Here is a 24,494-nt window from a genome sequence, read left to right as displayed (position 1 = left end):
CCGCCACGAGCACCGATTTTGTGTTTTCCTACAAGCACGATGACGCTGGTGAAATCGCTGCTCGCGATCCCCGAGCTCCGGCTGCGGCTGCGCACCGGTGCGGGGCGGCTGGACCGCGCGGTCAGCCGGGTCTACGGCACCGAGCTGCCCGACCCGAGTCGCTACCTCTCGCCCGGGGAGCTGGTGCTCAGCGGGCTGCTGTGGTGGCGCGGCCCCGCCGACGCCGAGCCGTTCGTCGCCGCGCTCGCGGCCGCGGACGCCGCGGCGCTGGCCGCCTCCGGCGCCGACACCGGCGGCATCCCGCCCGAGCTGGTCGAGGCCTGCGAGCGGCACGGCATCCCGCTGCTGGAGGTGCCGCCGGACCTGTCGTTCGCGGTGGTCACCGAGCGGATCATCCTCGAGCTGGCCGCGGACCGGGACACCACGTCGGAGGCGCGCAAGCGGCTGCTGGCCGCGGCGGCGGAGCGGGATCCGCTGCCGGCGCTGCTCCGGCACGGCGTGGCCGAGCTGGGCGCGCCGTGCGCGGTGGCCACCGGCGCGGGCCGGGTCGTCGCGCACGGCGGACCCGCACCGGAGGCGCCACGCGAGCTGGCCGAGCGGTTCCTCCGTGGCGGGTGCCGGGCGACGGTGCACGGTGGGGTCACCCTGCTCCCGGTCGGTGAGCGGGCGCTGGTGCCCTGGCTGTTGGTGGTGGGCGCCGACCGGGCGGGCTGGCCGGCGGGGCGGCAGGCGGTGGCCGAGGAGCTGGCCGGGCTGGTGGAGCTGGCCCGGGCGCGGGCCGGTGAGCTGCGCAGGGCCGCCGACCGGGTGGCCGAGCCGCTGCTCCGGTTGGTCGGCGGCGGCACCGCCGGCGAGGCCGAGCTGGCCGGGGCGCTCGGCGCGGCCGGGCTGCCGGCGGGCGCGCGGCTGCGGGTGGTGCTGGCCAGGGCCACCGGGTCCCCGCCGGGGCTGGCCGCCGAGCTGCTCACCGAGGTGCTGGCCGACCACCCCGGCCGGGCCGTCGTCGGCGAGGTCGGCACGGAGACCTGGGCGCTGGTGGACGCCCGCGAGTGGCCGGCCGGCTGGGCGGCGGCCGCGGCGAGCGCACTGTCCACGCTGGAACCGGCGCTGGCGGCCGACCGGGTGCTGCTGGGCATCGGCGGCCCGAGCACGGTGAGCGGGCTGCGCGGGGCGAGCGAGGAGGCCCGGCACGCGCTCGGCGTCGCGGCCCGCCGGGGGGACCGGATCGCCGTGGTGTCCGGCGACCAGATCGGCGCGCACCACCTGCTGCTCGCCGGCGCCCCGGACGAGCTGCGATCGTCGCTGCGGCAGCGGATCCTCGGCCCGCTGCTGGCCTACGACGAGGCGCAGCACGGCGACCTGGTGCGCACCGTGCGGGTGTTCCTGGAATGCTCCGGCTCGCCCGCCGCGGCGGCGAAGGCGCTGCACGTGCACGTCAACACGCTGCGGTACCGGATCGCCAGGGCCGGCGAGCTGCTTGGGCTCGATCTCACCGACTTCATCAACCAGGTGGACGTCTATCTCGCGCTGTGCGTGGAAGCCGACACCCACCAACCACGCCGGCCCTAGTCGAGAGTCCTGACAACGCGGCGCGCGGGGACCTGGCGGAAGATGTCAAGGCCGAGGTGTGGGCCGCCTTGGTTCTCCCCCGTCCCCTTCGTCCTTGCCGGCCTGTGCGGGGTGGGGCTCGGGTCCAGGGTGAGCGAAGCGAATCGCGCAGCGACGCCGAAGGCGCCCTTGAGGCGAGCCCCACCCCGTAACACACTGCCGGCCCAGAAGGGGGCGGGGGTGCACCCGAAGCCTCGAGGCTCATCCCGCCGCGCCGCGGCCGAAGAACCGACCACATCGAGCTCGCTCGGCTAGTCCTCCCGTCGGGCCAGACGGTCCAAACCGGACCGGTTCAGGTCGCTCGCCGTGGCCATCTCGGCCTCGGTGAGCGCCCCGCAGTCCAGGCCGCGGCACAGGTAGCGGGCCAGCGCCTGCGCCGTCGCCGGCTCGTCCAGCACCGCGCTGTCCGACCCGGCCCCGGCCGTGCTGGCCACGTAGGCCCGGAGCCGGTCGGCGGCCGCGGCGAAGCCCTCGCGGAAGAAGGCGTAGGTCGCGGCGAACCGGCTGGGCAGCTGGTGCGGGTGTAGGTCCCAGCCCTGGTAGAGACCGTGGGCCAGGGACCGGCGGATCAACCGTTGGTGCTCGGCCCACGCGGCGGCGATCACCGCGGAATCGCCGACCGGCAGCCGGTTGGTGGAGCCGTCGGACACCCGCACGCCCCTGCCGGCGGCGGCGAGCAGCATCACCTGCCGGGCGAAGTCGGCGGCGGGGTGGTCCATGCTCTGGTACGCCGCGCTGATGCCGAGGCCGGCGCTGTAGTCGTAGGTGCCGTAGTGCAGCCCGGCGCAGCGCCCGGCCGCTGCGGCGACGATCCGCGGCACGGCCACCGTGCCGTCGGCGTCGAGCACCGACTGGGGCGTCTCCACCTGCACCTCGAACCGCAGGGTCCCCGCCGGGAGGCGGTGCGCCGACTCCAGCTCGGCCAACACCTCAACCGCCGCCTCGACCTGCTCGACCGCGGTGACCTTCGGCAGGGTCACCACGAACCCCCGCGGCAGGCCGCCGGACTCGAGCACCGTGCCGAGGAACAGGTCGAGGGTCCGCAGGCCGCGCCGCCGGGTCGCCCGTTCCAGGCTCTTGAACCGGATGCCGACGAACGGCGGCGCCGTGCCGGCGGCGACCAGCTCGGCCACCGCGCGCGCGGCGCCCGCCGCGGTGGCGTCCTCCTCGGCGTCCCGGCGGTGGCCGTAGCCGTCCTCGAAGTCGATCCGCAGGTCCTCGATCGGCTCGGCCCGCAGCTTGGCCCGGACCCGCTCGGCCACGTCCGGGGTCATCTCCAGCGCGGCGCCGTGCTCCTCCTCGACCGCGCGCGCCCGCGCGCCCCACTCCTCCACCAGCCCCGCGGAGAACCGGTCGGCCGGCACGTACACGGTGTGCACCGGCTGCCGGCCGACCGGCTCACCGGGGTAGGTCGCCGCGACCCGTGCGTCCGCCGCCGCGAGCCGCGCGTCGACGCGGGCGTAGACCTCCTCCGGAAGCCGGTTGGTCACGCGGTCAGCTGATCCGCTCGTAGGCCGGCAGGGTCAGGAAGTCGACGAACCGCTCGGCCAGCGCGACCTCCTCGAACAGCTCGACGGCCGGTTCCAGCAGCTCGGCCGGCACCTGCCCGTCCAGCTCCTTGCGCACCTCGTCGATCATGGTCCGGACCAGCTCGGCGGTGACCCTCTCCCCGGTGTCGAGCTCGACGCCGTTGTGCACCCACTGCCAGATCTGCGAGCGGGAGATCTCCGCGGTGGCGGCGTCCTCCATCAGGTTGTGGATCGCCGCGGCGCCGTTGCCGCCCAGCCAGGACGCGATGTAGCGGATCCCGACGTCCACCGCGCCTCGAAGGCCGGCCGCGGTGGCCCGCCCCTCGGTGGCGGCGACGTCGAGCAGCTGGTCGGCGGTCACCGACACGTCCTCGCGGGTGCGGGCGAGCTGGTTCGGCTCGTCGCCGAGCACCCGGTCGAACTCCTCCTGGCACACCGGCACCAGGTCCGGGTGGGCCACCCAGGAGCCGTCGAAGCCGTCGCCGGCCTCGCGCGACTTGTCCTCGTGCACCTTGGCCAGCGCCTTCTCGGTGACCTCGGGGTCGCGCCGGTTCGGGATGAACGCCGCCATCCCGCCGATGGCGAACGCGCCGCGCTTGTGGCAGGTGCGCACCAGCAGCTCGGTGTAGGCCCGCATGAACGGCGCGGTCATCGTCACCGCGTTGCGGTCGGGGAGCACGAACCGGCTGCCGGCGTCGCGGAAGTACTTGATGACGCTGAACAGGTAGTCCCAGCGGCCGGCGTTGAGCCCGGAGGCGTGCTCGCGCAGCTCGTAGAGGATCTCCTCCATCTCGAACGCCGCGGGGATGGTCTCGATCAGCACGGTGGCCCGGACGGTGCCGTGCGGGATGCCCAGCCGCTGCTCGGCCCAGGTGAAGACGTCGTTCCACAGCCTCGCCTCGAGGTGGCTCTCCATCTTCGGCAGGTAGTAGAACGGGCCCTCGCCGCGCGAGGCGAGGAAGGCGGCGTTGTGGAAGAAGTGCAGGCCGAAGTCCACCAACGCGCCGACGGCGTCCCGGTCGCCGATCCGCAGGTGACGCTCGGGGAGGTGCCAGCCGCGCGGGCGGACCACGACCGTGGGGTGCGGGATGTCGCTGCGCAGCTGGTAGGTCTTCTCCGCGGTCCGCAGCTCGATCGTCCTGCGCGCGGCCTCGTAGAGGTTGACCTGCCCGGAGACGACGTTGCGCCAGTGCGGGGTGTTGGCGTCCTCGAGGTCGGCCAGCCAGACCTTGGCGCCCGAGTTGAGCGCGTTGATGGTCATCTTGCGGTCGGTCGGGCCGGTGATCTCCACCCGGCGATCGCGCAGCGCGGCGGGAGCCTCGGCGACCCGCCACTCCGACTCCCGGATCTCGCGGGTCTCCGGCAGGAAGTCCAGCCGGCCGGTGCGGGCGGCCTCCTCGCGCCGCCGGGTGCGCGCCTGGAGCAGCTCGTCGCGCCGGGCGGCGAACTCGTCGTGCAGGTCGCCGACGAACCGCAGCGCCTCCGGCGTCAGAATCTCGTCGCCACGCTCGACGGACTCGCCGAGCACCTGAACATCGGACATGCGAACACCCCAAAATAACGTCCATACGGTTTTACATCTCGGACTATAGTTTCTGCATAGCGGAAGCTCAACGTGAGCGAGCGGACCCTCGCCGCGGGGTCCCGGAGAACAGGGCCGAGCAGGGCGGACGAGAGGAGCCGGCGGTGGCGCCGCGGAAGGACGGTCGGGACGGAAGCGGGGGCGTGCAGTCCCTGCAACGGGCCTTCGAGCTGCTGGAACACCTCGCCGACACCGGTGGGGAGGCGAGCCTGTCCGAGCTGGCGGCCTCCTCCGGGCTGCCGATGCCGACGATCCACCGGCTGATCCGCACCCTGGTCGCGCTCGGCTACGTGCGGCAGAACGCCAACCGGCGGTACGCGCTCGGCGCGCGGCTGATCCGGCTCGGCGAGAACGCGAGCCTGCAGTTCGGCACGTGGGCCCGGCCGCTGCTCACCGAGCTGGTGGACGAGGTCGGGGAGACGGCCAACCTCGCCGTGCTGGAGCGCGACGAGGTGGTGTACGTCGCGCAGGTGCCCTCCCGCCACTCGATGCGGATGTTCACCGAGGTGGGGCGGCGGCTGCTGCCGCACGGCACCGGCGTGGGCAAGGCGATCCTCGCCACCCTGCCCCCCGAGGAGGTGCGCGCGCTGCTGGCCAGGACCGGCATGCCGGCCTACACCGAGCACACGGTCACCGACCCCGACGCGTTCCTCCGGCACCTGGCCACGATCGCCGAGCAGGGCTACGCGCTGGACGAGAGCGAGCAGGAGCTCGGGGTGCGCTGCGTCGCCGTGGTGATCGAGGGCTCGCCCACCCCGGCGGCGATCTCGGTGTCCGGCCCGGAGGGACGGCTCACCAAGGAGGCGGTGGACCGGATCGCGCCCGCGGTGCGCCGCGTCGCCGGCGCCCTGTCCGCCCAGCTGGACGCCCGCGGCCTCAGCGCCTGACCCGGCGTGTCCGCGCTCCACGTCCGCGTGTTGGCGTCGCACGGCGCGAACACGGTGACGCGGACGGCGAACACGTGCGCACAGGGCGCGGACACAGCAGGGTGTCAGGTGAGGAGGGCGTCGACGAAGGCTTCGGGCTCGAAGGGGGCCAGGTGGTCGGGGCCCTCGCCGAGGCCGACCAGCTTCACCGGCACGCCCAACTCCCGCTGCACCTGGAAGACGATGCCGCCCTTGGCGGTGCCGTCGAGCTTGGTGAGCACGATCCCGGTGACGTCCACGACCTCGCCGAACACCCGCGCCTGGGCCAGCCCGTTCTGCCCGGTGGTGGCGTCGAGCACCAGCAGCACCTCGTCCACCTCGGCCTGCTTCTCCACGACGCGCTTGACCTTGCCCAGCTCGTCCATCAGGCCGGTCTTGGTGTGCAGCCGCCCCGCGGTGTCCACCAACACGGCGTCCACCCCGGTGTCCACCCCGCGCTTGACCGCGTCGAACGCCACCGCGGCCGGGTCGGCACCCTCCTTGCCGCGCACGACCTCCGCGCCGACCCGCTCGGCCCAGGTCTGCAGCTGGTCGGCGGCGGCGGCGCGGAAGGTGTCGGCCGCACCGAGCAGCACCTGCCGGCCCTGCGCGACCAGCACCCTGGCGAGCTTGCCGGTGGTGGTGGTCTTGCCGGTGCCGTTCACCCCGACCACGAGCACCACGGCCGGGCGCTGCTGGCCGTCGACCGTGTGCGGCAGCGCGCGCACCGACCGGTCGGTGTCCCGGCCGAGCGCGTCGGTGAGCACCTCGCGCAGCAGCGACCGGGCCTGGTCGGCGGTGCGCACGCCACGGGCGGACAGCTCGGCGCGCAGCCGGTCGACGATCTCCGTGGTGGTGGCGGCCCCGAGGTCAGCGACCAGCAGGGTGTCCTCCACCTCCTGCCACGAGTCCTCGTCCAGGTCGCCGGCGCCGAGCAGGCCGAGCAGGCCCTGCCCGAGGCTGGAGCGCGACTTGGCCAGCCGGCCGCGCAACCGCTCGATCCGCCCGGCCGCCGGCTCGATCTCGGCCAGCTCCGGCGGCGCGGGCTCCGGGGTGACCGGCTCGGGCACCGCCTGCACCGGCTCGGGTCGCTCGGGCTCGGTCAGCGCCTCGGGCGCCTCGGGCGCGGGCTCGGGGCGAGCGGCCCGCTCGTCGGGGAGCCGGACGTCCACGATGCCGCGCCGTGGGGCGTCCCTCGGCACGGCGGCATCGTCGCCGACGCCGGGCTCGCCGTCGGTCTCGGTGCGCTCCCCGGCGGGGTGCGGTGCCTCCGGAGCCGGCTTCTCCCCACTGGGGGCGAGGGCTATCCCACCGCCGGCCTGGTAGCCACCGCCCTTCGGCGGGCCGGCGGGCCGTTCCCGCTCGGCGAGGCTGATCTTGCGCCGGCGGGCGAGGAACAGCCCGGCCACGAGCGCGGCCACCAGCACGACGACCGCGACGACGACGATCCAGAACCAGACGTTGGTCGACACACCGTCATCCTCGCATCCGACCAGGGCCCGACCCCGGGCCGGGGCGTACCCCGCGTGATCACCCGGACCGCGACGCGTGAAAGTTGCACGCCGGAGAACTCGGTTCGGACAAAAATAAACGAGATGCCTTGCGTCACAGTCCCGCGTGGACTAGACCACTGGCGTGGCGAACTCCTCGACCGCCGTACGTGTGCTGGGCCTGCTGTCCGGTACCTCGATGGACGGCATCGACGTGGCCGTCGCCGACCTGCGGCCCGGCGGTGGCAACCCCGATGAGCTGGTGCTCACCCCGATCGGCCACCTCGAGCTGCCCTACCCCGAGCGGCTGCGCGCCGACCTGGTGGCCGCGCTGCCCCCGGCGCCGTGCACCGCCGAGCGACTCACCCGACTGGACACCGGGGTCGGGCAGGCGTTCGCCGAGGCGGCCGCGGCCGGGCTGGACCGGCTCGCCGGCGGGTCCGCCGACCTGGTGGCCTCACTCGGGCAGACGATCTTCCACTGGGTCGAGGACGGCAGGGCCCGGGGCACCCTGCAGCTGGGCCAGCCAGCGTGGATCGCCGAGCGCACCGGGCTGCCGGTGGTCGCCGACCTGCGCGCCCGCGACGTCGCCGCCGGCGGCCACGGCGCCCCGCTGGCCAGCACCCTCGACGCCCTGTGGCTGCGCGCGCTGGCCCGCGAGAACGCCGCGCCGGCCGCCGCGCTGAACATCGGCGGCATCGCCAACATCACCGTCGTCCCCCCGGACGGCCTCGTCCTGGCCTACGACACCGGTCCCGGCAACGCCCTGCTGGACCTCGCGGCCGCACAGGTGACCGGCGGGGCGCAGACCAACGACGTCGACGGCGCCCTCGCCGCCCGTGGCACCGTCCGCGAGGATCTGCTGGCCCGGCTGCTCGAGGACCCCTACTACTCCGCGCCGCCGCCGAAGTCCACCGGCAAGGAGCACTTCCACGCCGAGCACCTGCGGGCCGCGCTCGCCGGGCTGCCCGAACCCGAGGGAGCCGACCTGCTGGCCACCCTCACCGAGCTGACCGCGGTCACCATCGCGCGGGAGTGCCACCGGCACGGCGTGCGCACGGTGGTCGGCTCCGGCGGCGGCATGGCCAACCCGGCGCTGCGCCGGGCGCTGACCCGCCGGCTCACCGGCGGCACGCTGACCACCAGCGACGAGCTCGGCCTCCCCGGCGGCGCCAAGGAGGCCTACCTCACCGCCGTGCTCGGCTGGCTCACCTGGCACGGCCTTCCGGCCAACGTGCCCGCGGCGACGGGGGCGCGTGGGTCCCGGCTGCTGGGCAGCATCACCCCCGGCGCGGGGCCGCTGGCCCTGCCCGAACCCCGAAGGACGCCGATCAGCCGCTTGCGGGTAGCGGCGGAGACCGATTACCGGTAGGAGATATCAATGCGCGCACTCGACCTCGCGATCATCGCGGTCTTCCTGGTGGGCACACCGCTGCTCGGCGTCGCGCTCAGCGGCAAGCAGAAGACGTCCAACGACTACTTCGTCGGCAGCCGGCAGATCCCGTGGTGGGCGGTCACCTTCTCGGTGGTGGCCACGGAGACCTCCACACTGACGGTGATCAGCGTGCCGACGGTGGCCTACCTCGGCAACGTGACCTACCTGCAGCTGGCCATCGGCTACCTGATCGGCCGCGTGCTGGTGGCGTTCGTGCTGCTGCCGAAGTACTACGCCGGCGAGCTGGTCAGCGCCTACGGCTTCCTCGGCAAGCGCTTCGGCACGAGCATGCAGGGCACCGCCTCGGTGACCTTCCTGCTCACCCGGCTGCTCGCGGACGGTGTCCGGCTGTTCGCCACCGCGATCCCGGTCAAGGTCATGCTGGCGGCGTTCGGGATCGACGCGTCGTACTGGATGATCGTCGCGGCGATCGCGCTGGTCGCGGTGATCTACACCTACCTTGGCGGCATCCGCGCGGTGATCTGGGTGGACGTCGTGCAGATGGGCATCTACATCCTCGGCGCGGTGTTCGCCGTGCTCATTCTCGCCGGGAAGCTGCCGGACGGCTGGCTCGGCGCGGCGTTCGACGCCGGCAAGTTCCAGCTGTTCGACTTCTCCTCCGGCATCCTGACCTCGCAGTACGCGTTCATCACCGCGGTGGTCGGCGGCGCGCTGTTCGCGATGGCCTCGCACGGCGCCGACCAGCTGATGGTGCAGCGCCTGCTGGCCTGCCGGAACGTGCGGGACAGCCAGAAGGCGGTCATCGCCAGCGGTGTGGTGGTGTTCTTCCAGTTCGCGCTGTTCCTGGTGGTCGGGGCCATGCTGTGGGCGTTCTACCGCGGCGTCGCGCCGGCCGACATGGGCATGGCGTCGAAGGACGAGCTGTTCCCCACGTTCATCGTCAACGAGCTGCCGTCGGGACTGTCCGGGCTGCTGGTCGCCGGCATCCTGGCCGCGGCGATGAGCACGATCTCGTCGTCGCTGAACTCGCTGTCCACCTCGACCGTGAGCGACCTGTACCGCCGGTTCACCAAGCGCACCCTCCCCGATGCCACCGTGCTCAGCCACGCGAAGGTGTGGACGCTGGTCTGGGCCGGGGTGTTCGTGCTGTTCGCCTCGATGTTCACCACCACGGACCAGCCGGTGGTCGAGGTGGGGCTGACCATCGCGAGCTACACGTACGGCGCGCTGCTCGGCTCGTTCTTCCTCGGCATCCTGGTGAAGCGGGCCCGGCAGCTGGACGCGATCGTGGCGTTCCTGTGCACCATCGTCGTGAACGCGGTGTTCATCCTCGGCGTCGAGTTCACAGTGGACGGTGAGCAGAAGCCGCTGGCCTTCCCGTGGTACGTCCCGCTCGGCGTGGTGGTGACGCTGGTCATCGGCGGGCTGCTGTCACTGCGCCACCGCACCGACGACCCGACCCCCGAGGAGGCGGCCGCGGCCAAGGCGGCGTGAGTCCCACGGTCGGCTGACGGGATCCGGCGGCCACCTCGCTCGGCGCGGGGTGGCCGCCGGATCCGCGTTCGGTGGCGGGCCCGCCGGCGTCGTGCTCGGTCCGGGGGTTCGGTGGCTCAGTCCCCGGTGGGCACGCGCTCGGCGGCGCTGCGGAGCACGCAGAACTCGTTGCCCTCCGCAAGTGTCGACTTGTGACACATTTCCACTCCCGGGTTGTCGCTGACGCGGAAGTCGTTGTGCGACAGGGCTTTCGCGTCGTTCAACAGACTCTACCGTCGGTCCGAACAGGCCGTTTGGGGCCGAGCTATGCGCTGGCGGCTGGGCCATCGGAGTCTGCCTTCTGGCGTTCGGCGATCTTCCGGACCAGCGCTGCGCGCACGTAGGCGTCGATCTTCCAGCTCGGTATCGAGTGGTCGGCCAGCACCTCGTGCGGGCCTTGCTCGCGGAGCCGGATCATGATCACCTGGCATCCGTCCAGATCGACTCTCGTCACGGTGTACTCATCGGTCACCCGTACGGCCTCCCCCATACCAGTGAACGGTCTACGGCCTGTCTTCGGCCGACGACCAGCGGTAACCCCCAACTGGACGGTAATGGTGGGACGACCGCCCTACCACTCGGTTACGTCTGGTGGCGCGGGCGTCTAGATGCTGCCTCTAAGCAACTTCGTCGGGTGAGACGCCCGGATCCTTCCGCACGACAACGCGCAGGTCAGGCGCCTTCTGCAGGTAGTCAAGCAGGTCGTCGGACGTCTCGTCGTCCGGCGTGATCATGATCCAGCGTTCACCCGGTTGGCCCTGTAGTTCGGGGCCGGTATCACCCTTATGGACGCGCGCCTGCTTGACCTGGACTTCGACCTCGTTACGCGGGCGTAGGCCGAGCGACTCCAGAGCGGCTGCGGCCACGACGTCCGGGTCGACTTCGAGCGCCGCAGCGAGACCGAGGATCGTCTTCGTTCGCGGGAAGTCCTGGAGCGGCTTGTTCGCGAGGTAGAACAGGCCGGTGGGGACGGGCGCCCCCTTCTTCCGCGCACGGTCGGTCAGCTCTCGCCAGCTCAGGCCGTCTCGCTCCTTGACCATGTAGATCAACTCGCTGAGATCCACGGCACCGCCCCCGACCTGACTCATACGACAGGAATTAAAGCACGTTTAACTGAGCGTAGCCGTTGACCTGGGTGTTGAAACGAATTTAACGTTGAGGGCAGGCAAGATCGCCCGGCGCTGACCAGGACGGACGGCACGGGTGCCCGGCAAGGGGTCCGTGCGGCTCGTCCTGTTCGATCACCCACAGGAGTTACCTCGTGCCCACTTACGTGCGAGCGTGCAACACTCGCGCACTCCGCGAGCTGGTCGAGGCCACCGGTCGGCACGCCGACGTTGCGTTCCGCGCAGGCATCTCACCGGTGCGGCTGAGTCAGGTCCTCAACGGCGCGGCGCCCGTGATTCCGCTCCAGCAGGCCGCCAAGCTCGAAGACGTTCTCGGCGTCCCGCACGGCACGTTCTTCGTGCTGGATGACCCGGCTGCCAGCCCCGAGCTGATCGGCCCGTACCTGGCCAGCGCGGAGTCCGACCAGGGCAATGAGGGTGACGACGATTCAACGGGGGCGGCGTGACAGGCCGGTCCCCGGGCCGAGTGGTTCTGTCCGACGCCGACTTGGAGCGGCTGGGGATCAGCCGCGAGATCGCCGACTACGTTGCCGATCTTGCTGACGAGCACGGCGCGTTCACACCGGCGCAGCGTGATCGCTTGGTCGTTCTGCTGCGTCCCGATTCTGCTGAGGACCTGGCCCATGGCGCCTAGCGGACCAGGGAGCTGGCCGGCGTGTGCCCCGACTTCTCGCCGGCCGGCTTCCACCTTCAACACCGACAGGGGGAGCGTAACGATGACAGCTCGACAGGCTGAGCGGCTCGTCCGCGACGTGCGGTTTCGTTCCGAGTCCGGGCGGGCCGGGTGATGGCGACCCGTCTACTGGCTCCTGTGCCGACTGGGCGGCACGCCCGGCTGACCCAGGTCGATCGGCTCCGCCGCGCTCTGCGTCGGCTAGCGGCAGCGGTGCGCCCCCTTCCCCGAGCGGTGGCCGGTCTGGTCACCGCGGGCGCGTGCCTGTGCTTCGCGGCCGGCTTCGCGATGGGAGCTCTGCTGTGAACGACGCGCAGACCGAGAAGGACTCGATGACCGCGCAGCGACCCGCCGAGCAGGGTACCGACGCCGCCGAGCAGGAACAGCCGACGACCTCCGCGCTGCTGCGACCGCATCCGGACACGCCGATCTTCAACGAGACCTGGGACGCGCTGCGCGACCGACTCCCGACGTTGGCCAACGAGGAGCCTGCGGGCAGCCCGGAGACCGGCGACGAGACCGAGGACGATTCCGACCGCGGTGGCGGTGAGCAGGACTGACCGCGACACGACGACGGATTCGACGGCGCACGCACGACTGCCCGGGCGGCTGCGGGCGCCAGGTGCAGCCCGCCTTCTTCGCGTGCCGTACCTGCTGGCAGCGGCTACCAGCGTCGCATCGTCAGGCCATCACGGCAGCGAACAAGCGGAACACCACGGCGCACTCGGTCGCGATGTACGACGCGCACGAGTGGTACCGCGCCAATCCCCTACCCGTTCGGCCCGGTGATGCGTGAGTGCCCGCCGCCTTCTACCACTTCACCTGTGCCCACTGTGCCCCCGGGATCGAGCGAAGCGGCACCCTGCGGCCTCACCTACACCCGATGCTCGGTGCGGCGCTGGTGTGGCTGACCGACCTCGCCACGCCGGACCGGTGGAGCCTGGGCCTGACCTCGAACTGGATCACCTGTGATCGAACGGCTGTTCGGGTCTCCGTCCAACCGGACCCGGCCATCCTGCGATGGTCCGACTGGGCACGACAGCACAGGGTGCCACGCTGCCTGGCCGAGCTGCTGGAAGACGGAGGACGCCCTGACCACTGGTGGGTAAGCGAATCCTCCCTCCCGATCAGCACCATCACCAACACCCCCTCTCCACGTCCAGCGCGGAGGCGGCCGTGACCCCGGGCGCGACCGCTACGCCGGTGGTGCTGCCGGCCGGCGCTGATCGTGACCGTTGGGAGCGTGCTCGTGCCGCGGGGCTCGGCGGCTCCGATGTGGCTACCGCCTGCGGGTTGAACCCGTGGCGGACCCCGTTCCAGCTCTGGCTGGAGAAGACCGGCCGCGTCGGTGCCGCCGAGTTCGACGCCACCGCGGTCGAGCGGCTCCGCTGGGGTCAGATCCTGGAACCGGTGCTGTTACGAGAGTGGGACGACCAGCACCCGGAGTACATCCTGACCGGCGGCGCCGGCATCTACGCCGACCGCGACCACCCCTGGATGCTCGGCAACGTCGATGGACTGGCCTGGGACTACTCCGGAGCGTTGGCCGGTGTCGTGGAGGTCAAGACCGGCGGCCACCGCGCCTGCGCCGAGTGGGCCGACGACCACGTGCCGATCCACTACGTCTGCCAGGCCCAGTGGTACCTGCGGCTGCTCGACGCGCCCCGCGCGTTCGTCGTCGCGCTACTGGACACCAACACCTACCTCGAACGGGTCATCGAGCGCGACGACGACCTCATCGCCGACCTCGTGGACGCCGCAGCCGAGTTCTGGGGCTACGTCCAGCGGGACGATCCGCCACCGGCCGACGCCTCCGATACCACACGCCGCGCGCTGGCGCGCTGGCCCGCCATGCCGGGCGAGACGGTGGAGTTGGACCCGCTGTGGCACAAACACCTCGCCCGCCGCCGCGAGCTGAGCGAGCAGATCAAGGCGCTGGAGGTCGAGCGAGCCGGGATCGACAACCGGCTGCGGGCCGCGATGGGACCGGCCGAGCAAGCGCACCTCAACGGCCACCGGGTGGCCAGCCACAAGGCGCCATCGAAGCCGGTCCGCTCACTGGACTACGTCCGGCTCGCAGCGGAGCACCCGGACCTCTACGCCACCTACGTCATCGAGCGGCCCGCCGGCCGCCGCCTCACGTTCTCCACCCCAACAGCCGGGAGGGATCAGGCATAAGCAATGCCACCACCAAAGCCGCGCTCGCCCAGCGCAAGACCGCCAGCAGCGGCGACAGTGCCGATCTCCGCCAGCTCATCGAGCGGCAGAAGCCCGAGATCGCCCGGGCCTTGCACGGCACCGCCCTCAACCCGGAACGCTTCACCCGCGTCGCCCTGACCGTCATCCGGCAGAGCGCCGACCTGCAGCGGTGCCGCCCCGAATCACTGCTCGGCGCGCTGATGACCTCCGCGCAGCTCGGCCTGGAGCCCGGCCCGCTCGGTGAGGCATACCTCGTCCCCTACGGCGATCAGGTGACCTTCATCCCCGGCTACCGCGGCCTGATCAAGCTCGCCTGGCAGTCCGGGCAACTCCGCCACATCTCCGCTCGCGTCGTCCACGAGGGCGACCGCTTCTCCTACTCCTACGGCCTGCACCCGGACCTGATCCACCAGCCGACCCGTGGTGACCGCGGGCCGATCACCGATGTCTACGCTGCCGCCACCCTGATCGACGGCGGCGTGGAGTTCGAGGTGCTCGACGTTGCCACGGTCGAGACCATCCGCGCTCGCTCGCGCGCCGGCCGCAAGGGGCCGTGGGTGACCGACTGGGAGGCGATGGCCCGCAAGACGGCCATACGCCAACTCGCGAAGTGGCTGCCAATGGCCACCGTGATGTCCCGCGCGATCGCCGCCGAAGGCACGGTCCGCACCGACCTCGACGCCGACGCGCTCGATGACCTCACCGCCGACCCCGGCCCCGAGGTCCTCGACGCCGATCCGGCCTGGGACGGCCCGGAGCCGCCCGGCGACCAAGCCCGAAACCAAGAACCCACGACGCAGGGAGACGCATGACCAGCACCCGCAGCCAGGCTCCGGCTCAGCACGCGGCGCCGCTGGGCTGTACGCCGCCGCTGCATGCCCGCTAACCCGCACACCCACGCATCCTGACGGGGAAAGGCTCTCAGTGCCCCGTATCCGCACGATCAAGCCGAGCTTCTTCCGCTCCGAGGACGTCGCCGCGCTGCCGTTCCGGGCTCGCCTGACCTGGATCGGCCTGTGGACCCACGCCGACGACGCCGGTCGCGTGAAGGACAACGCTCGGCTGATCAAGGGCGACATCTGGCCGCTGGACGACGTGTCCCTGGCCGACATCGAGCAAGACCTGGAAACGCTGGCCGCCCACGGGCGCATCGTGCGCTACCACGTGGGCGGCCGGCGGTATCTGGAGATCGTCGGCTGGCACGACCACCAGAGCATCCAGAAACCCACTCCGTCGAAGATCCCACCGGTGTCCGAGGGCACCCCATTACCCGTCCCGGACCCGCCGGAGAGGGGTCTAGGAAGCGTCTCGGACCCCGACGGGAGGGCTCCGGTAGCCCTACCGGAGAAACCAGCCAGTTATCCACACTCCGCAGGTAGCGAACCTCCGGTAGCCCTACCGGCAGCCTCCCCGACGACTACCGCGGGGAAAGGAAAGGAAGGGAAAGGAAGGGAAGGGAGCGCGCGCACGCGCGCGAGCACCCGCGCGGACCCTGGCAACTCCGAGCAGCGCCCACCCGACCGCTGCGTCGACCACGAGGACGACCCCGCCCCACCACCCTGCGGTGTCTGCGCCCGAGCCCGCGAAGCCGCCCAGCGCTGGGACGCCGACACCGCCGCACGCGCCGCAGCCCGGCGCGCCGAGAACCAGCGAGCACGCGCCGCCGACCGCGACCGCGCCATCGCCGCCTGCCGCTTGTGCGACGAGCGCGGCTACGTCGGCACTCGGCTCTGCCACCACGATCCCGACGCCACCGGCCGTGCCGCCCGCGGCATGCAGCGGGTCCGCGCCGCCCTCGCCGAGCGCCACGACACCACCGACCCCGACACCACGACCGCCAGGAGGGATCACCCGTAGCCAGCCGAACCACGCTCCGCAGCCCCGCCGAGATCGGCCGCGCCAACCGCGCCAAGGGCATCCGCGCCGAGCGGGACGTCAGCCGCTACCTGCGGGTGCACGGCTGGCCGGCCGCCGAGCGCAAGCCTGACAACGGCTGGCGCAGCGTCGATCGGACCAGCGCCGACCTCGGCGACATTCGAGGCACCCCCGGCCTGGTGTGGCAGGTCAAGGCGCGCAACCCGCTCTCCTCCAGGGAGATAGCCACCGTGCTCGACGAAACCGCACAGCAGGCAGTCGCCGCTGGTGCGGACTACGGCATCCTCGTCCAGCGCCGCGAGCGCCGGGCCGACCCGGGCACGTGGTGGGCCTGGTTGCCCGCTGGGGACCTCGCCGCGCTGATCGAGGCCGCCCGCGACCCGGAAGTCCTGCGGGTGTCCGGTCCCGAGCTGTCCGTACCGGTGCGGATGGAGCTGGCCGACCTGGTGCCGCTGCTACGCGCGGCCGGCTATGGGGAGGTGGCGTGAACCACCGCCAGCCTCCCTCGTCCTGGCCCGAAGCGCTCTACGTCGCGGTCTGTCTGGTCTGTCTGGCGCTGCTCGTCGTGCTCTGGCTGGTGGTCGCGTGAACCCGCGAGCAGCCCTGCCCCGAACGGGAGCGGTCGGGTTCACGCTGCTGCTGGCGTCCGTCGTCGCCAGCGTGTGGACCGGCGACTGGAAGTGGCTGGTGGTCGGTGTGGCCGCACTGCTCGCCGCCGCCGTGTGGTCGGCCACCGAAAGCGGTGGTCCCCGTGGCTGAACGCCCCTGCGTCACCGGCTGCGGCAAGCCCACCGGCGACATGCTGTGCGCGGCTTGTCTCGGGGAACTCGTCGCTGCGCTCCGCGCGCTGCTCACCGACGGCGCTGGCGGGCCGGGCCTGCTCGCCGAGCTGAACACCACCCTGTCCCGCCAGCACACCACCTCGCCCGGACCCGGGGTGGTCGGACAGGCGGCAGCCCGCCCGATGCCCTACCACGAGGCAGCCAGCGAGACGAGCTGGGTGTTGGCGAACACGATCACGACCTGGGCGCGTGAGGTGCACGCGTGCAATCCGCACCTGCTCCCGCCGGCCGGGTCCACCGCGGCCGCGGCCGCCTGGCTGGTCGGCCTCCCCGGACTGCTCGCACTGCACCCGGCAGCCGACGAGCTCCACGACGAGATCACCCACGTCGTCGCTCGGGTCCGCCGGGTCATCGACCGCCCACCGGACCGGATCTACGCCGGCCCGTGCGACGCACCGATCGAGGGCGAGAGGTGTCCCGATCACCTCTACGCCCACCCCGGCGCGAACCGGGTGCAGTGCGGCACCTGCGGCACCGAGCACGACGTGACCGAGCGGCGGAACTGGATGATCGACTACGCGGCCGGCCTCCGGGTCACCGCCACCGTGGCCCTGGGCTGGGCACGGTTGCTGCTCGACAAGACGATCCCACGCGGAACCTGGGACTCCTGGGTCAGCCGGGGCCGGATCGTCCCGCACGGCACCGACGGACGCGGACGGCCCGTCTACCGCTTCGGCACCGTGCGCGACCTCGCGCTGGCGCACGTGAGTAAGCCCCGACACACCCGGTGACCTTGCGAACCGGCCAGCACGCGTGCAAGATCGGTGACATCACCGTCCGGCAGTGTGGCTACAGCCCCCGGACCCCCCTCCCGTAAGTCCCGTCTAGCAGGCTTTCCAACCTTTCCAGCAGGGTTGGGACCTCGCCGTAGCGGATCTCCACCACGGATGCCCTCTGCCACTGCCCCTCGCGGTGCGCGCCGTAGGTGATCACCGGGATGTGCAGGCATGCTCGACCGGAGTCGAGCGTGATCGCGCAGGAGCCGCTCGGCCGGCGCTGGTTCTCCTGGTAGGCCCGGGTGCCCGCGACCAGCTTCAACGAGGCGACGAGACTGGGCAGTGCGTGTTCGGGGCAGGAGAATCCGATACCTGGGTATGCGCCCAGGTCGTCGGCCTCACCCCGATGCAGGTAGAAGCTCTCACGCCGGATCTCGACCTGCCACGAACCCGCCTCCGGCGGCATCTCCTGGATTGCGCCCATCAGCTCGCCGCCTCGACATCCACGGTCTTGACGGCCAGGGTCTTGCCCTGGTTGTCCAGCAGCTCGACCCGGTACAACTCGCCCTCGTTGCCGCCGATGTCCTCCAAGCCGAAGCGGTCCGGCAGTTCGTAGTCCGGCGCCACCGCCCGCCGGTCAACGGCCACCCACCCGTCGGCGTCCTCGTTGTAGCGGAAGATCGCCAGGACCGACGGGAAGCCGAACCGCTCGCCCGCCTTGTACCGGAGCACGGTCTCCTCGGCGAGCACGATCGTGTTGCCTGACCACGCCCCCGGCAGCTTGCCCTCGGTCACAAGCTGGTGTACGCGCGAGCGCCTGAGCCCCAAAATCTCGGCGGCCTCGGGGACCGAAACCAGCCGAGGGATCAGTGGGTCGCGTACCATCCGGGTGTCTCCCTGCTGTCTTGCTGACACGAGGTTGCAGGAAGACACGATAGCGCCGGCCGCGTCGCGACCGGCGCTATCGCCTGTTACGGGGGTGCCCACGTCCTACCCGATGAAGACCGGGATGCGGGATGCCTTCTCCGCGTACGGCGTGAGCAGGTAGGTCGGCAGGTGCTCCCGACCCTCCTTACGCGCCCGGTAGACCCGGTGCCATCCGTCGATCACGATCACGCCGTTGTCGCCCTTCTCGGGCGCGACCGGCGCGACGATGATCGGCTTGGCCAGATTGGTCTGTGTCATCGCGTAGTCGTGATCGATCTCGATCACGATCAGCCGCATGAAGCCCGGCCGAGCCGGCTCCAGCGGGAGAAGCGGATCCAGGGTCGTGATGCCGCCCTTGGGATAGAAGGTCGCGGCAGCCTCCCCGTCGGCGCGGATCAGCTCCTCAGCGGTATCGAGGCACCACTGCCAGGCCGCGAACCGGAAGGTCTGGCAGCTCCGATGCGTCGGTGGGTGCCTCCTCACTGCTCACCTCCGATCGGCCGCAGTGAGCCGCTGATGTGCTTGCGCAGCTCGCCGTAGAGCGCCCGGACAAAGGTGATCCGCAGTTCGTCCGGCGGGACGCCATGCAGCTTCTCGTGTCCGGCCGCCGCCCGGCGGGCCAGCTCGTTCCACCGGTTCGAGTCGATCAACATGGCGCAGAACGCGCACGCCGCCCAGTCGCCGATGCTCATCTCGTTGTCGTGGTGCGGCACGCGGAAGTCCCGAGCGGGCAGCAGGAACTCCGGCTTCTCCGCGGAGCAGAAGTCGCACCGGCCCCGCCAGTCCGGCGGGGCCTCGACGGGCACCGGCTCGTGGTTCGTCGGGTCGTTGAAGGTGTGGATGTAGGTCACGCCGTCGTCGTCCACGTAGCGATTGAGGGCGCGATCGCAGACCTTGCAGATGATGTGCTTGCTCACGACCAGCCCTCCTCGTCGGCGATCTCGAACAGCAGGGCGGCCACCGTGCCGTCGCCCTCGTTCCAGTCCTCGACCAGATCAGCGGCCGTCGTGTCGGCGAGCGCGACGACCTCCGGTTCGGTGTAGTCCACCCCCGAACGCGGGTTCTCCTTGCCGGCTAGCTCGATCGCACGGCCGCCGAACAGTGCGGCGATCTTCCGGCGGATCTCCTGCGGGTCCACAAGTTCGCTCATCGGTCGTCCTTGGTCTTGAGGGTGGCGGCGAGCGCCGCAGACATCGCCCGGAGGGCGTCCGCGACGTCGCCAAGTTGGTCTTGGGTGGCGCCCCACTGGAAGCAGGACGTCGGGGTGATGCGCACGAGGTGGGTCCGCCCGTCGGCGAACACCACCACGCCGTCAAATCGGACCGGAGCCATCACGGCTCCCGGGGGAAGTGCGCGGCAACCTTGTCGTCGCGGCTGACCATCCTCACGCGTCCCCCGCACACACAGCACAGACCCCGAATCGTGTGGCCGAACACGTAGTACCCCTTGGCAGGCATGAACGAGCCCGCGCACCGGTTCTTCTTGGTGAGAGCCATCAGTCTTCTCCCTTGGGTAGGTGCGCGATTGCACTGGTGGAGAGCTCGCGGATCGAGATTCGACCGCCCGGGTCGGTTTCGCGGCGCTCCTGCGGCTGGTCAAGGAACCTGGCCCGCACCATCTCGTGCCACGCGCGGACGCTGTAACGGTCGGGCCGACCTTCCGGCGCGAGCTGCCATTCCAGGATCTCGACTGGTCGATCGACGCGCGTAACGACGATCGTGCAGCCCTCCTCGGAGAGCTTGCGGAGTGCCCAGCGCTTCCCGAAGACCCACATGTCCAGGTCGTCGGATTCACGCCATGCGGCGACAAAGTCTGAGATCAACTCGCCGCCGGTCCGCAGGTCCATTCGCCGGTACGGTCGGTACACGTCACCCAAGATCGCATCCGCAGAGGACCGATCAGAGGATAGCTCCGGTTTCACCGATCGGCCGACCGGTTCGCCTAATTCCATCGAAGTTGTCTCCCTGCCTTGCTGTCTCGCTGACAAGTCAAGAATTCAGCCCTGGTTGGACATAAGTCCATCAAAAGTGATCTGTATCACAGTCACTGGACAATAGTCCGATATCCTGTAGTGTTGTGGGTGTCAGCAAGACAGCAACCACAACCAGGGAGACCCGCAAATGCCCCATGAGCTTGAGAAACTGGCCGATGGCAGTACCGCTTTCGCTGCCGCCCGGGAGCCCGCTTGGCACCGACTGGGGACCGTGGTGCCCGGTCCGATGACCGCTCAGGAAGTGCTGGACTTGGCCCAGCTTTCCGGCTGGAACATCCAGAAGTCCCTTGGCCTTACCGCTGTCGTCCCCTCCGGCCGGTGCCCGGAGTGCCGTAGGGCCGAGGGTGCCAAGCACACACAGAAGTGCCCCGTTCCGAAGGAAGTCGACCGTCCGGAAGGGCAACATGTCACCCCGGAGGACACCGCAACCCTCTTGGAAGTTCCTGGCTGGTACAGCACCTATCGCACCGTGCCCGTGTCCGGTGAGCTGCAACCGCTGGGTATCGTCTCCGGTGAGTACCCGATCATTCAGCCCGAAGAGTTCGCAGAGTTCATGCAGGCCATTGTGGACACTTCCGGTGCCGTATTCGACACCGGGGGATCGCTCCGGGGCGGTCGGGACATCTTCTTGACCATGCAGCTCCCGGAGTCGATCAAGATCGGTGGCACCGATGAGATCGGACTGTACCTGGCAGGGTTCAACAACTACTCAGGACAGGGCAAACTCCGGGCCGTCACCACCCCGGTCCGGGTGGTGTGTGCCAACACCGAAAGGGCTGCTCTCCGGAACTTCCGGAGTGAGTACACCTTCCGGCACAGCAAGGGACTTACTGGCAAGATCCAGGAAGCCCGAGAGGCACTCAAGATCAACTTTGACTGGGTTGAGGTATTCCAGGCCGAGGCTGAGAGCATGATCAACACCAAGATGAACACCGACCAGTTCGGTGATTTGATCAAGGCTGTGTGGCCTGAGAAGTTCACCAAGCCGTCCGAAGGCTGGAGGAAACCGGAGGAGGAGCAGTGGGAGACCCTGACTGCCCTGTTCAAGTCGGCCGACACCCAGGAGAACATCCGGGGCACCGTGTGGGCCGGATACAACTCGCTGACTGAGTACCTGGATTGGCTGGTGCCGGTGACCGGTGACCGGACCCCGGATGAGGTGGCTACCGCTCGGGCCGATCGGAGTTTCTCCGGTCAGTACAATGACTTGAAGCACAGGGCTTTTGCCAAGTCGCTCGACTTCGTGGCTGCCCAGTGAGTCCGCACCCACAGGGCCCCCTGCCGCTCGGCAGGGGGCCCTGCCCGTTCCAGGCACCGGGTCCCTGTGTGCCCGGTGTCGTGTGGCTTCGTGGCTGCCCTGTGGGGCCGGTAGGGGGTTGGCCATGCCGTACCGTGCCTCGGCACCGTGCACCATGCCCGGGTGTGGGGAACCATCCTGCCGGGGTGGTCGCTGTGCCGAGCATGCACAGGAGACAGCTACCCGCCGTAGGCTCGACCCAGCACAGCAGGCATACCGGTCAGCCGGACACCGTGCCTTCCGTACCGCTGTGCTCACCCGTGACCCGGTGTGCCGGTGCCCGGACACCCGCTGTCCGACCCATCCCGGTCGACCCTGTGGGCAAGCTTCCACTGTGGCCGATCACTGGCCGATCCCTCGCCGGAAGTTGGCTCGACAGGGACTCGACCCGAACCGACCCGAGCATGGCCGAGGGTTGTGCCAGTGGTGCCACAACCGGCACACCGCTCGGGACCCAACCACCCGAGGTGGTAGCCGGTGAGCCTGACACCGCCGCGCCGGCCGAGCCCGAGCCGGACCGGCCAGCCGGCCGCCGCTCGGTCACCGAGCCCCGTCCAGTGCCGGCCGCTGGGCATGTGAGCCGGCACCTCCAGGGGGTTACCCCTCCCCCGGCCGGTCAGAGCTGGTCGTCAGCCAGGCCCGGGGGTGTGCCGACACATTTCCACACCGATCCGGGCACGTTGGTCGGGGGTGATGGCCGATGGTGATCAACCCTGCCGCCGACCAGACTGCACCGATCGTCATCGAGGGAGTGCAACCGTCGGCCGAGATCCGGGCGGAGCTGGCACGCCAGGGCGCCCCGGTGCTGCTGGCGTTCAGCCGAGGCAAGGACTCCATCGCCTGCTGGCTGGCACTGCGGGAGGCCGGCGTGGAAGTGCGGCCCTTCCACCTCTACCTCGTGCCGGGTCTGGAGTTCGTGGACGAGTCGCTGGCGGAGTTCGAGCGGTACTTCGGGGTCGCGATCCCGCAGCTTCCCCACCCGAGCCTGTTTCGCTGGTTGAACAACCTGACGTTCCAGGCGCCGGAACGGCGGCTGATCATCGAGGCTGCGCAACTGCCCGAGCCGGACTACGTGGACATCTCCCGGCTGCTGTGCACCGAGGTCTACGAGCTCGACCCGGCCACCACCTACACCGCGGACGGTATCCGCGCCGCGGATTCCCCGAATCGGCGCACGGCGATGAAGGGGCACGGGCCGGTCCGCGAGCACGTGCTCAAGGTGAGTCCGGTGTGGGACTGGCGCATTCGGCACGTCCGGTCGATGCTCGCCGAGCACCGCTGCCCGCTCCCGATCGACTACGAGCTGTTCGGCCGATCGTTCGACGGGCTCGACCTGCGCTTCCTCCAGCCGCTCAAGGAGCACCGGCCGAGCGACTACGACCGCATCCTGGAGTGGTTCCCGCTGGCGGACTTGGAGCTGTTCCGTGCCGGACTCTAACGACGACCTGCTCGCGCGGCTCTCGGCCCAGGCCGCGGTCGGCGACCAGCAGTCGAACGACGACATCCTTGCGCAGCTCAACGCGGAGCCCGAGCCGGACCCGCTCGCTGACGTCGAGTACACCGGAGACCTACCGGAGGACTCCCGGAGGGAGCTCAACGCCCTCCAGCAGGGGTTCCGGGACCGGGCACGGCGGGAAGCCGAGCGCTTCCGCCTGGCCACGGACTCCGAGTACTGGATCGCGGTGTGCTTCAAGTCGCGCGAGGACAAGGAGCGCTTCCTGCGCAACGCCGGGCTGCTCGCGATCGGGGACAAGTACATGGATGGCTACGCCGTGGCCCGCGTGCTCGGCGTGCCGATGGATGACCAGTAGGGAGAGGAGGGGACATCATGCGTCGGATCACCAACGTGTCGAGCGCGATGGTCCGTGGCGCGGCGCGCCGGCTCGGCATCCGCTCGCCGGGCGCCGGCCGTGGCCGCAGCTCCGGGACCTGAGCGAAGGTTGTGCGATGATTCGCCGTCCCAGTACTGACGGGTCGTCGCACAACCTCGCCTTAACCGTTGTCACGTCTCACGGGAGATTGCTTGTGGACGTACGTTACCAACCCATTTGTGGTTCGCCGACGCATGCGAACGTAACCATTTCGACGGAGCACCCACATCAGTCCATACTTGTGAGCAAACTCGGGTAGTCTCTCTGTCATCTTATCGATGTCGTTATATAAACGCTCTCTAGCCGGGCGATGCCGAGGATGCAAAGGATGCGAAACTACTATCGCAGCCCTTTTTTGATTGCGTCTCCGTTGCCGAATTCGCGTTCCAAGTCCGTCAAAGATTGCCGCCTCAATCTGTTCGGCGACCCACCATGGACGCATGAGGCGCGGGACCGCACGTAGTTCAGCCATTAGTTCGCGACGACGGGGGTCCCCATGCGGGTACAACATCACTATGAAGCGCAGCAACAGCCCCGGCAGCAGGCCGAATACCACTACTGAGGTCAGCAAGACCCCGAGCGTGGCACTCCCCCCAATCAGCTCACCAATCACGCCAGCCTCCAGCTCAGGCCGCGGAATCGCGCGTCGTGCTTTGCGGCGTGAAGAATGGCGCCAATCTCTTGTTGTCCCTTTTCGGTCAAGGTGTAGTAGCGTCGAGGTGGTCGCTTCCCGATGTCCTCCGCTGACTCCCAGCCGTCGACCAGCCACCCCTCTTCCAACATTCTGCGCAAGATCGGGTACAACACGCCGGATCGAACCCCGGACTCCTTGCTCAGGTCATACCCCCAATGCTTCGCGTCCGGGGACGCCATGATCGCGATCGCGACCTGTACAAGCGCATGGGTGGTTCGCATAGCTCGTACTCTACAT

At 70.3% G+C, this 24,494-nt stretch carries 30 protein-coding genes; 16 read left to right on the top strand and 14 right to left on the bottom strand.

From position 1 onward, the window contains the following. Positions 1–39 precede the first annotated feature (39 nt). On the top strand, positions 40–1,569 hold the full coding sequence (locus tag BM051_RS00570) for a PucR family transcriptional regulator (RefSeq protein ID WP_092526267.1): 1,530 nt from the start codon (positions 40–42) through the stop codon (positions 1,567–1,569). A gap of 290 nt (positions 1,570–1,859) precedes the next feature. Here the strand turns inward: BM051_RS00570 and BM051_RS00565 are convergent, their stop codons facing one another. Continuing rightward, a complete protein-coding gene (locus BM051_RS00565) occupies positions 1,860–3,098 on the bottom strand; it encodes a DUF6986 family protein (RefSeq protein ID WP_092526264.1) in 1,239 nt (412 codons plus the stop codon). A gap of 4 nt (positions 3,099–3,102) precedes the next feature. Beyond that, positions 3,103–4,680 (bottom strand): malate synthase A, encoded by a 1,578-nt coding sequence (gene aceB, locus BM051_RS00560; RefSeq protein ID WP_092526261.1) that lies wholly within the window; start codon positions 4,678–4,680, stop codon positions 3,103–3,105. A gap of 143 nt (positions 4,681–4,823) precedes the next feature. On the opposite strand from aceB, the gene BM051_RS00555 reads away from it, so the two are divergent. Beyond that, a complete protein-coding gene (locus BM051_RS00555; protein WP_092526258.1) occupies positions 4,824–5,606 on the top strand; it encodes an IclR family transcriptional regulator in 783 nt (260 codons plus the stop codon). Positions 5,607–5,710: 104 nt separating this feature from the next. Here the strand turns inward: BM051_RS00555 and ftsY are convergent, their stop codons facing one another. Further along, positions 5,711–7,096, bottom strand: a complete 1,386-nt coding sequence (gene ftsY / locus BM051_RS00550; RefSeq protein ID WP_092526255.1) for a signal recognition particle-docking protein FtsY — start codon at positions 7,094–7,096, stop codon at positions 5,711–5,713. Positions 7,097–7,259: 163 nt separating this feature from the next. Between ftsY and BM051_RS00545 the strand changes: the two genes are divergently transcribed. After that, positions 7,260–8,486 (top strand): anhydro-N-acetylmuramic acid kinase, encoded by a 1,227-nt coding sequence (locus tag BM051_RS00545; RefSeq protein ID WP_424923243.1) that lies wholly within the window; start codon positions 7,260–7,262, stop codon positions 8,484–8,486. A gap of 9 nt (positions 8,487–8,495) precedes the next feature. Next, complete coding sequence (locus BM051_RS00540) at positions 8,496–10,004, top strand: sodium:solute symporter (RefSeq protein ID WP_092526253.1); 1,509 nt, start codon at positions 8,496–8,498, stop codon at positions 10,002–10,004. 116 nt (positions 10,005–10,120) lie between these two features. Here the strand turns inward: BM051_RS00540 and BM051_RS28860 are convergent, their stop codons facing one another. From BM051_RS28860 to BM051_RS00530, 3 genes are all read right to left on the bottom strand, one after another. Beyond that, positions 10,121–10,267, bottom strand: coding sequence for a hypothetical protein (locus tag BM051_RS28860; RefSeq protein WP_166677600.1), 147 nt, complete (start codon positions 10,265–10,267; stop codon positions 10,121–10,123). A gap of 41 nt (positions 10,268–10,308) precedes the next feature. Beyond that, the gene (locus BM051_RS00535) at positions 10,309–10,515 is read right to left on the bottom strand and encodes a hypothetical protein (RefSeq protein WP_134045951.1); all 207 of its coding nucleotides are present in this window, start codon (positions 10,513–10,515) and stop codon (positions 10,309–10,311) included. Between the two features lie 145 nt (positions 10,516–10,660). Next, entirely contained in the window at positions 10,661–11,107 is a 447-nt protein-coding gene (locus tag BM051_RS00530; protein WP_134045949.1) for a hypothetical protein, read from the bottom strand. Positions 11,108–11,304: 197 nt separating this feature from the next. On the opposite strand from BM051_RS00530, the gene BM051_RS00525 reads away from it, so the two are divergent. The 9 genes from BM051_RS00525 to BM051_RS00495 all read left to right on the top strand — a co-directional run bounded on the left by BM051_RS00525 (position 11,305) and on the right by BM051_RS00495 (position 17,490). Then, positions 11,305–11,616: a helix-turn-helix domain-containing protein gene (locus BM051_RS00525; protein ID WP_092526244.1), complete on the top strand. Its 312-nt coding sequence runs from the start codon at positions 11,305–11,307 to the stop codon at positions 11,614–11,616. 20 nt (positions 11,617–11,636) lie between these two features. After that, positions 11,637–11,804 (top strand): hypothetical protein, encoded by a 168-nt coding sequence (locus tag BM051_RS28855; protein ID WP_166677599.1) that lies wholly within the window; start codon positions 11,637–11,639, stop codon positions 11,802–11,804. A 341-nt stretch (positions 11,805–12,145) separates the two neighbouring features. Beyond that, positions 12,146–12,403 carry a hypothetical protein gene (locus tag BM051_RS00520; RefSeq protein ID WP_092526241.1) on the top strand — a complete coding sequence of 86 codons (258 nt, stop codon included), beginning with the start codon at positions 12,146–12,148 and terminating at the stop codon, positions 12,401–12,403. A gap of 541 nt (positions 12,404–12,944) precedes the next feature. Continuing rightward, positions 12,945–14,021: a YqaJ viral recombinase family nuclease gene (locus BM051_RS00515; protein ID WP_341770759.1), complete on the top strand. Its 1,077-nt coding sequence runs from the start codon at positions 12,945–12,947 to the stop codon at positions 14,019–14,021. Further along, on the top strand, positions 14,018–14,854 hold the full coding sequence (locus BM051_RS28850) for a recombinase RecT (RefSeq protein ID WP_243859356.1): 837 nt from the start codon (positions 14,018–14,020) through the stop codon (positions 14,852–14,854). Before BM051_RS00515 ends, BM051_RS28850 begins: the two co-directional genes overlap by 4 nt. Before the next feature lie 232 nt (positions 14,855–15,086). After that, positions 15,087–15,899, top strand: a complete 813-nt coding sequence (locus BM051_RS28260; RefSeq protein ID WP_134045946.1) for a hypothetical protein — start codon at positions 15,087–15,089, stop codon at positions 15,897–15,899. 95 nt (positions 15,900–15,994) lie between these two features. After that, entirely contained in the window at positions 15,995–16,405 is a 411-nt protein-coding gene (locus BM051_RS00500; RefSeq protein ID WP_134045944.1) for a hypothetical protein, read from the top strand. A 97-nt stretch (positions 16,406–16,502) separates the two neighbouring features. Then, positions 16,503–16,676, top strand: coding sequence for a hypothetical protein (locus tag BM051_RS28845; RefSeq protein ID WP_166677597.1), 174 nt, complete (start codon positions 16,503–16,505; stop codon positions 16,674–16,676). Beyond that, a complete protein-coding gene (locus BM051_RS00495; protein ID WP_134045942.1) occupies positions 16,669–17,490 on the top strand; it encodes a hypothetical protein in 822 nt (273 codons plus the stop codon). Before BM051_RS28845 ends, BM051_RS00495 begins: the two co-directional genes overlap by 8 nt. Positions 17,491–17,548: 58 nt before the next feature. Here BM051_RS00495 and BM051_RS00490 read toward each other — a convergent pair whose 3' ends face one another. The 7 genes from BM051_RS00490 to BM051_RS00460 all read right to left on the bottom strand — a co-directional run bounded on the left by BM051_RS00490 (position 17,549) and on the right by BM051_RS00460 (position 20,248). Beyond that, the gene (locus tag BM051_RS00490) at positions 17,549–17,959 is read right to left on the bottom strand and encodes a hypothetical protein (RefSeq protein ID WP_092526229.1); all 411 of its coding nucleotides are present in this window, start codon (positions 17,957–17,959) and stop codon (positions 17,549–17,551) included. Next, entirely contained in the window at positions 17,959–18,360 is a 402-nt protein-coding gene (locus BM051_RS29525) for a helix-turn-helix domain-containing protein (RefSeq protein ID WP_092526226.1), read from the bottom strand. Before BM051_RS29525 ends, BM051_RS00490 begins: the two co-directional genes overlap by 1 nt. 105 nt (positions 18,361–18,465) lie before the next feature. Further along, on the bottom strand, positions 18,466–18,885 hold the full coding sequence (locus BM051_RS00480) for a hypothetical protein (protein WP_092526224.1): 420 nt from the start codon (positions 18,883–18,885) through the stop codon (positions 18,466–18,468). Then, positions 18,882–19,319: a hypothetical protein gene (locus BM051_RS00475; protein ID WP_092526221.1), complete on the bottom strand. Its 438-nt coding sequence runs from the start codon at positions 19,317–19,319 to the stop codon at positions 18,882–18,884. The genes BM051_RS00480 and BM051_RS00475 overlap by 4 nt, the downstream gene beginning before the upstream one ends. Then, the gene (locus BM051_RS00470) at positions 19,316–19,552 is read right to left on the bottom strand and encodes a hypothetical protein (protein ID WP_134045938.1); all 237 of its coding nucleotides are present in this window, start codon (positions 19,550–19,552) and stop codon (positions 19,316–19,318) included. Before BM051_RS00470 ends, BM051_RS00475 begins: the two co-directional genes overlap by 4 nt. Then, a complete protein-coding gene (locus BM051_RS00465) occupies positions 19,549–19,734 on the bottom strand; it encodes a hypothetical protein (RefSeq protein WP_134045936.1) in 186 nt (61 codons plus the stop codon). The genes BM051_RS00470 and BM051_RS00465 overlap by 4 nt, the downstream gene beginning before the upstream one ends. 163 nt (positions 19,735–19,897) lie before the next feature. Then, entirely contained in the window at positions 19,898–20,248 is a 351-nt protein-coding gene (locus BM051_RS00460; protein WP_092526212.1) for a hypothetical protein, read from the bottom strand. 274 nt (positions 20,249–20,522) lie between these two features. Between BM051_RS00460 and BM051_RS00455 the strand changes: the two genes are divergently transcribed. The 3 genes from BM051_RS00455 (at position 20,523) to BM051_RS00440 (ending at position 23,503) form a co-directional block, all read left to right on the top strand. Beyond that, positions 20,523–21,653, top strand: a complete 1,131-nt coding sequence (locus BM051_RS00455) for a DUF932 domain-containing protein (protein ID WP_092526208.1) — start codon at positions 20,523–20,525, stop codon at positions 21,651–21,653. 739 nt (positions 21,654–22,392) lie between these two features. Then, on the top strand, positions 22,393–23,130 hold the full coding sequence (locus BM051_RS00445; protein WP_208325854.1) for an adenine nucleotide alpha hydrolase family protein: 738 nt from the start codon (positions 22,393–22,395) through the stop codon (positions 23,128–23,130). Further along, a complete protein-coding gene (locus tag BM051_RS00440) occupies positions 23,117–23,503 on the top strand; it encodes a hypothetical protein (RefSeq protein ID WP_092526205.1) in 387 nt (128 codons plus the stop codon). The genes BM051_RS00445 and BM051_RS00440 overlap by 14 nt, the downstream gene beginning before the upstream one ends. Positions 23,504–24,172: 669 nt before the next feature. Here BM051_RS00440 and BM051_RS00435 read toward each other — a convergent pair. Next, positions 24,173–24,478: a PadR family transcriptional regulator gene (locus BM051_RS00435; RefSeq protein WP_092526202.1), complete on the bottom strand. Its 306-nt coding sequence runs from the start codon at positions 24,476–24,478 to the stop codon at positions 24,173–24,175. Positions 24,479–24,494 lie beyond the last annotated feature (16 nt).

The sequence above is a fragment of the Amycolatopsis arida genome (genome assembly GCF_900115565.1).
Classification (GTDB): domain Bacteria; phylum Actinomycetota; class Actinomycetes; order Mycobacteriales; family Pseudonocardiaceae; genus Yuhushiella; species Yuhushiella arida.
This window is presented reverse-complemented; position numbering and strand designations above follow the sequence as displayed.

What these genes read in the sequence shown, in the direction of transcription:
- BM051_RS00570 (WP_092526267.1), top strand. Translation starts at nt 40, where the DNA reads ATGACGCTGGTGAAATCGCTGCTCGCGATCCCCGAGCTCCGGCTGCGG.
- aceB (WP_092526261.1), bottom strand. Translation starts at nt 4,680, where the DNA reads ATGTCCGATGTTCAGGTGCTCGGCGAGTCCGTCGAGCGTGGCGACGAG.
- BM051_RS00540 (WP_092526253.1), top strand. Translation starts at nt 8,496, where the DNA reads ATGCGCGCACTCGACCTCGCGATCATCGCGGTCTTCCTGGTGGGCACA.
- BM051_RS00490 (WP_092526229.1), bottom strand. Translation starts at nt 17,959, where the DNA reads ATGGGCGCAATCCAGGAGATGCCGCCGGAGGCGGGTTCGTGGCAGGTC.
- BM051_RS29525 (WP_092526226.1), bottom strand. Translation starts at nt 18,360, where the DNA reads ATGGTACGCGACCCACTGATCCCTCGGCTGGTTTCGGTCCCCGAGGCC.
- BM051_RS00470 (WP_134045938.1), bottom strand. Translation starts at nt 19,552, where the DNA reads ATGAGCGAACTTGTGGACCCGCAGGAGATCCGCCGGAAGATCGCCGCA.
- BM051_RS00465 (WP_134045936.1), bottom strand. Translation starts at nt 19,734, where the DNA reads ATGGCTCCGGTCCGATTTGACGGCGTGGTGGTGTTCGCCGACGGGCGG.
- BM051_RS00460 (WP_092526212.1), bottom strand. Translation starts at nt 20,248, where the DNA reads ATGGACCTGCGGACCGGCGGCGAGTTGATCTCAGACTTTGTCGCCGCA.
- BM051_RS00455 (WP_092526208.1), top strand. Translation starts at nt 20,523, where the DNA reads ATGCCCCATGAGCTTGAGAAACTGGCCGATGGCAGTACCGCTTTCGCT.
- BM051_RS00445 (WP_208325854.1), top strand. Translation starts at nt 22,393, where the DNA reads ATGGTGATCAACCCTGCCGCCGACCAGACTGCACCGATCGTCATCGAG.
- BM051_RS00435 (WP_092526202.1), bottom strand. Translation starts at nt 24,478, where the DNA reads ATGCGAACCACCCATGCGCTTGTACAGGTCGCGATCGCGATCATGGCG.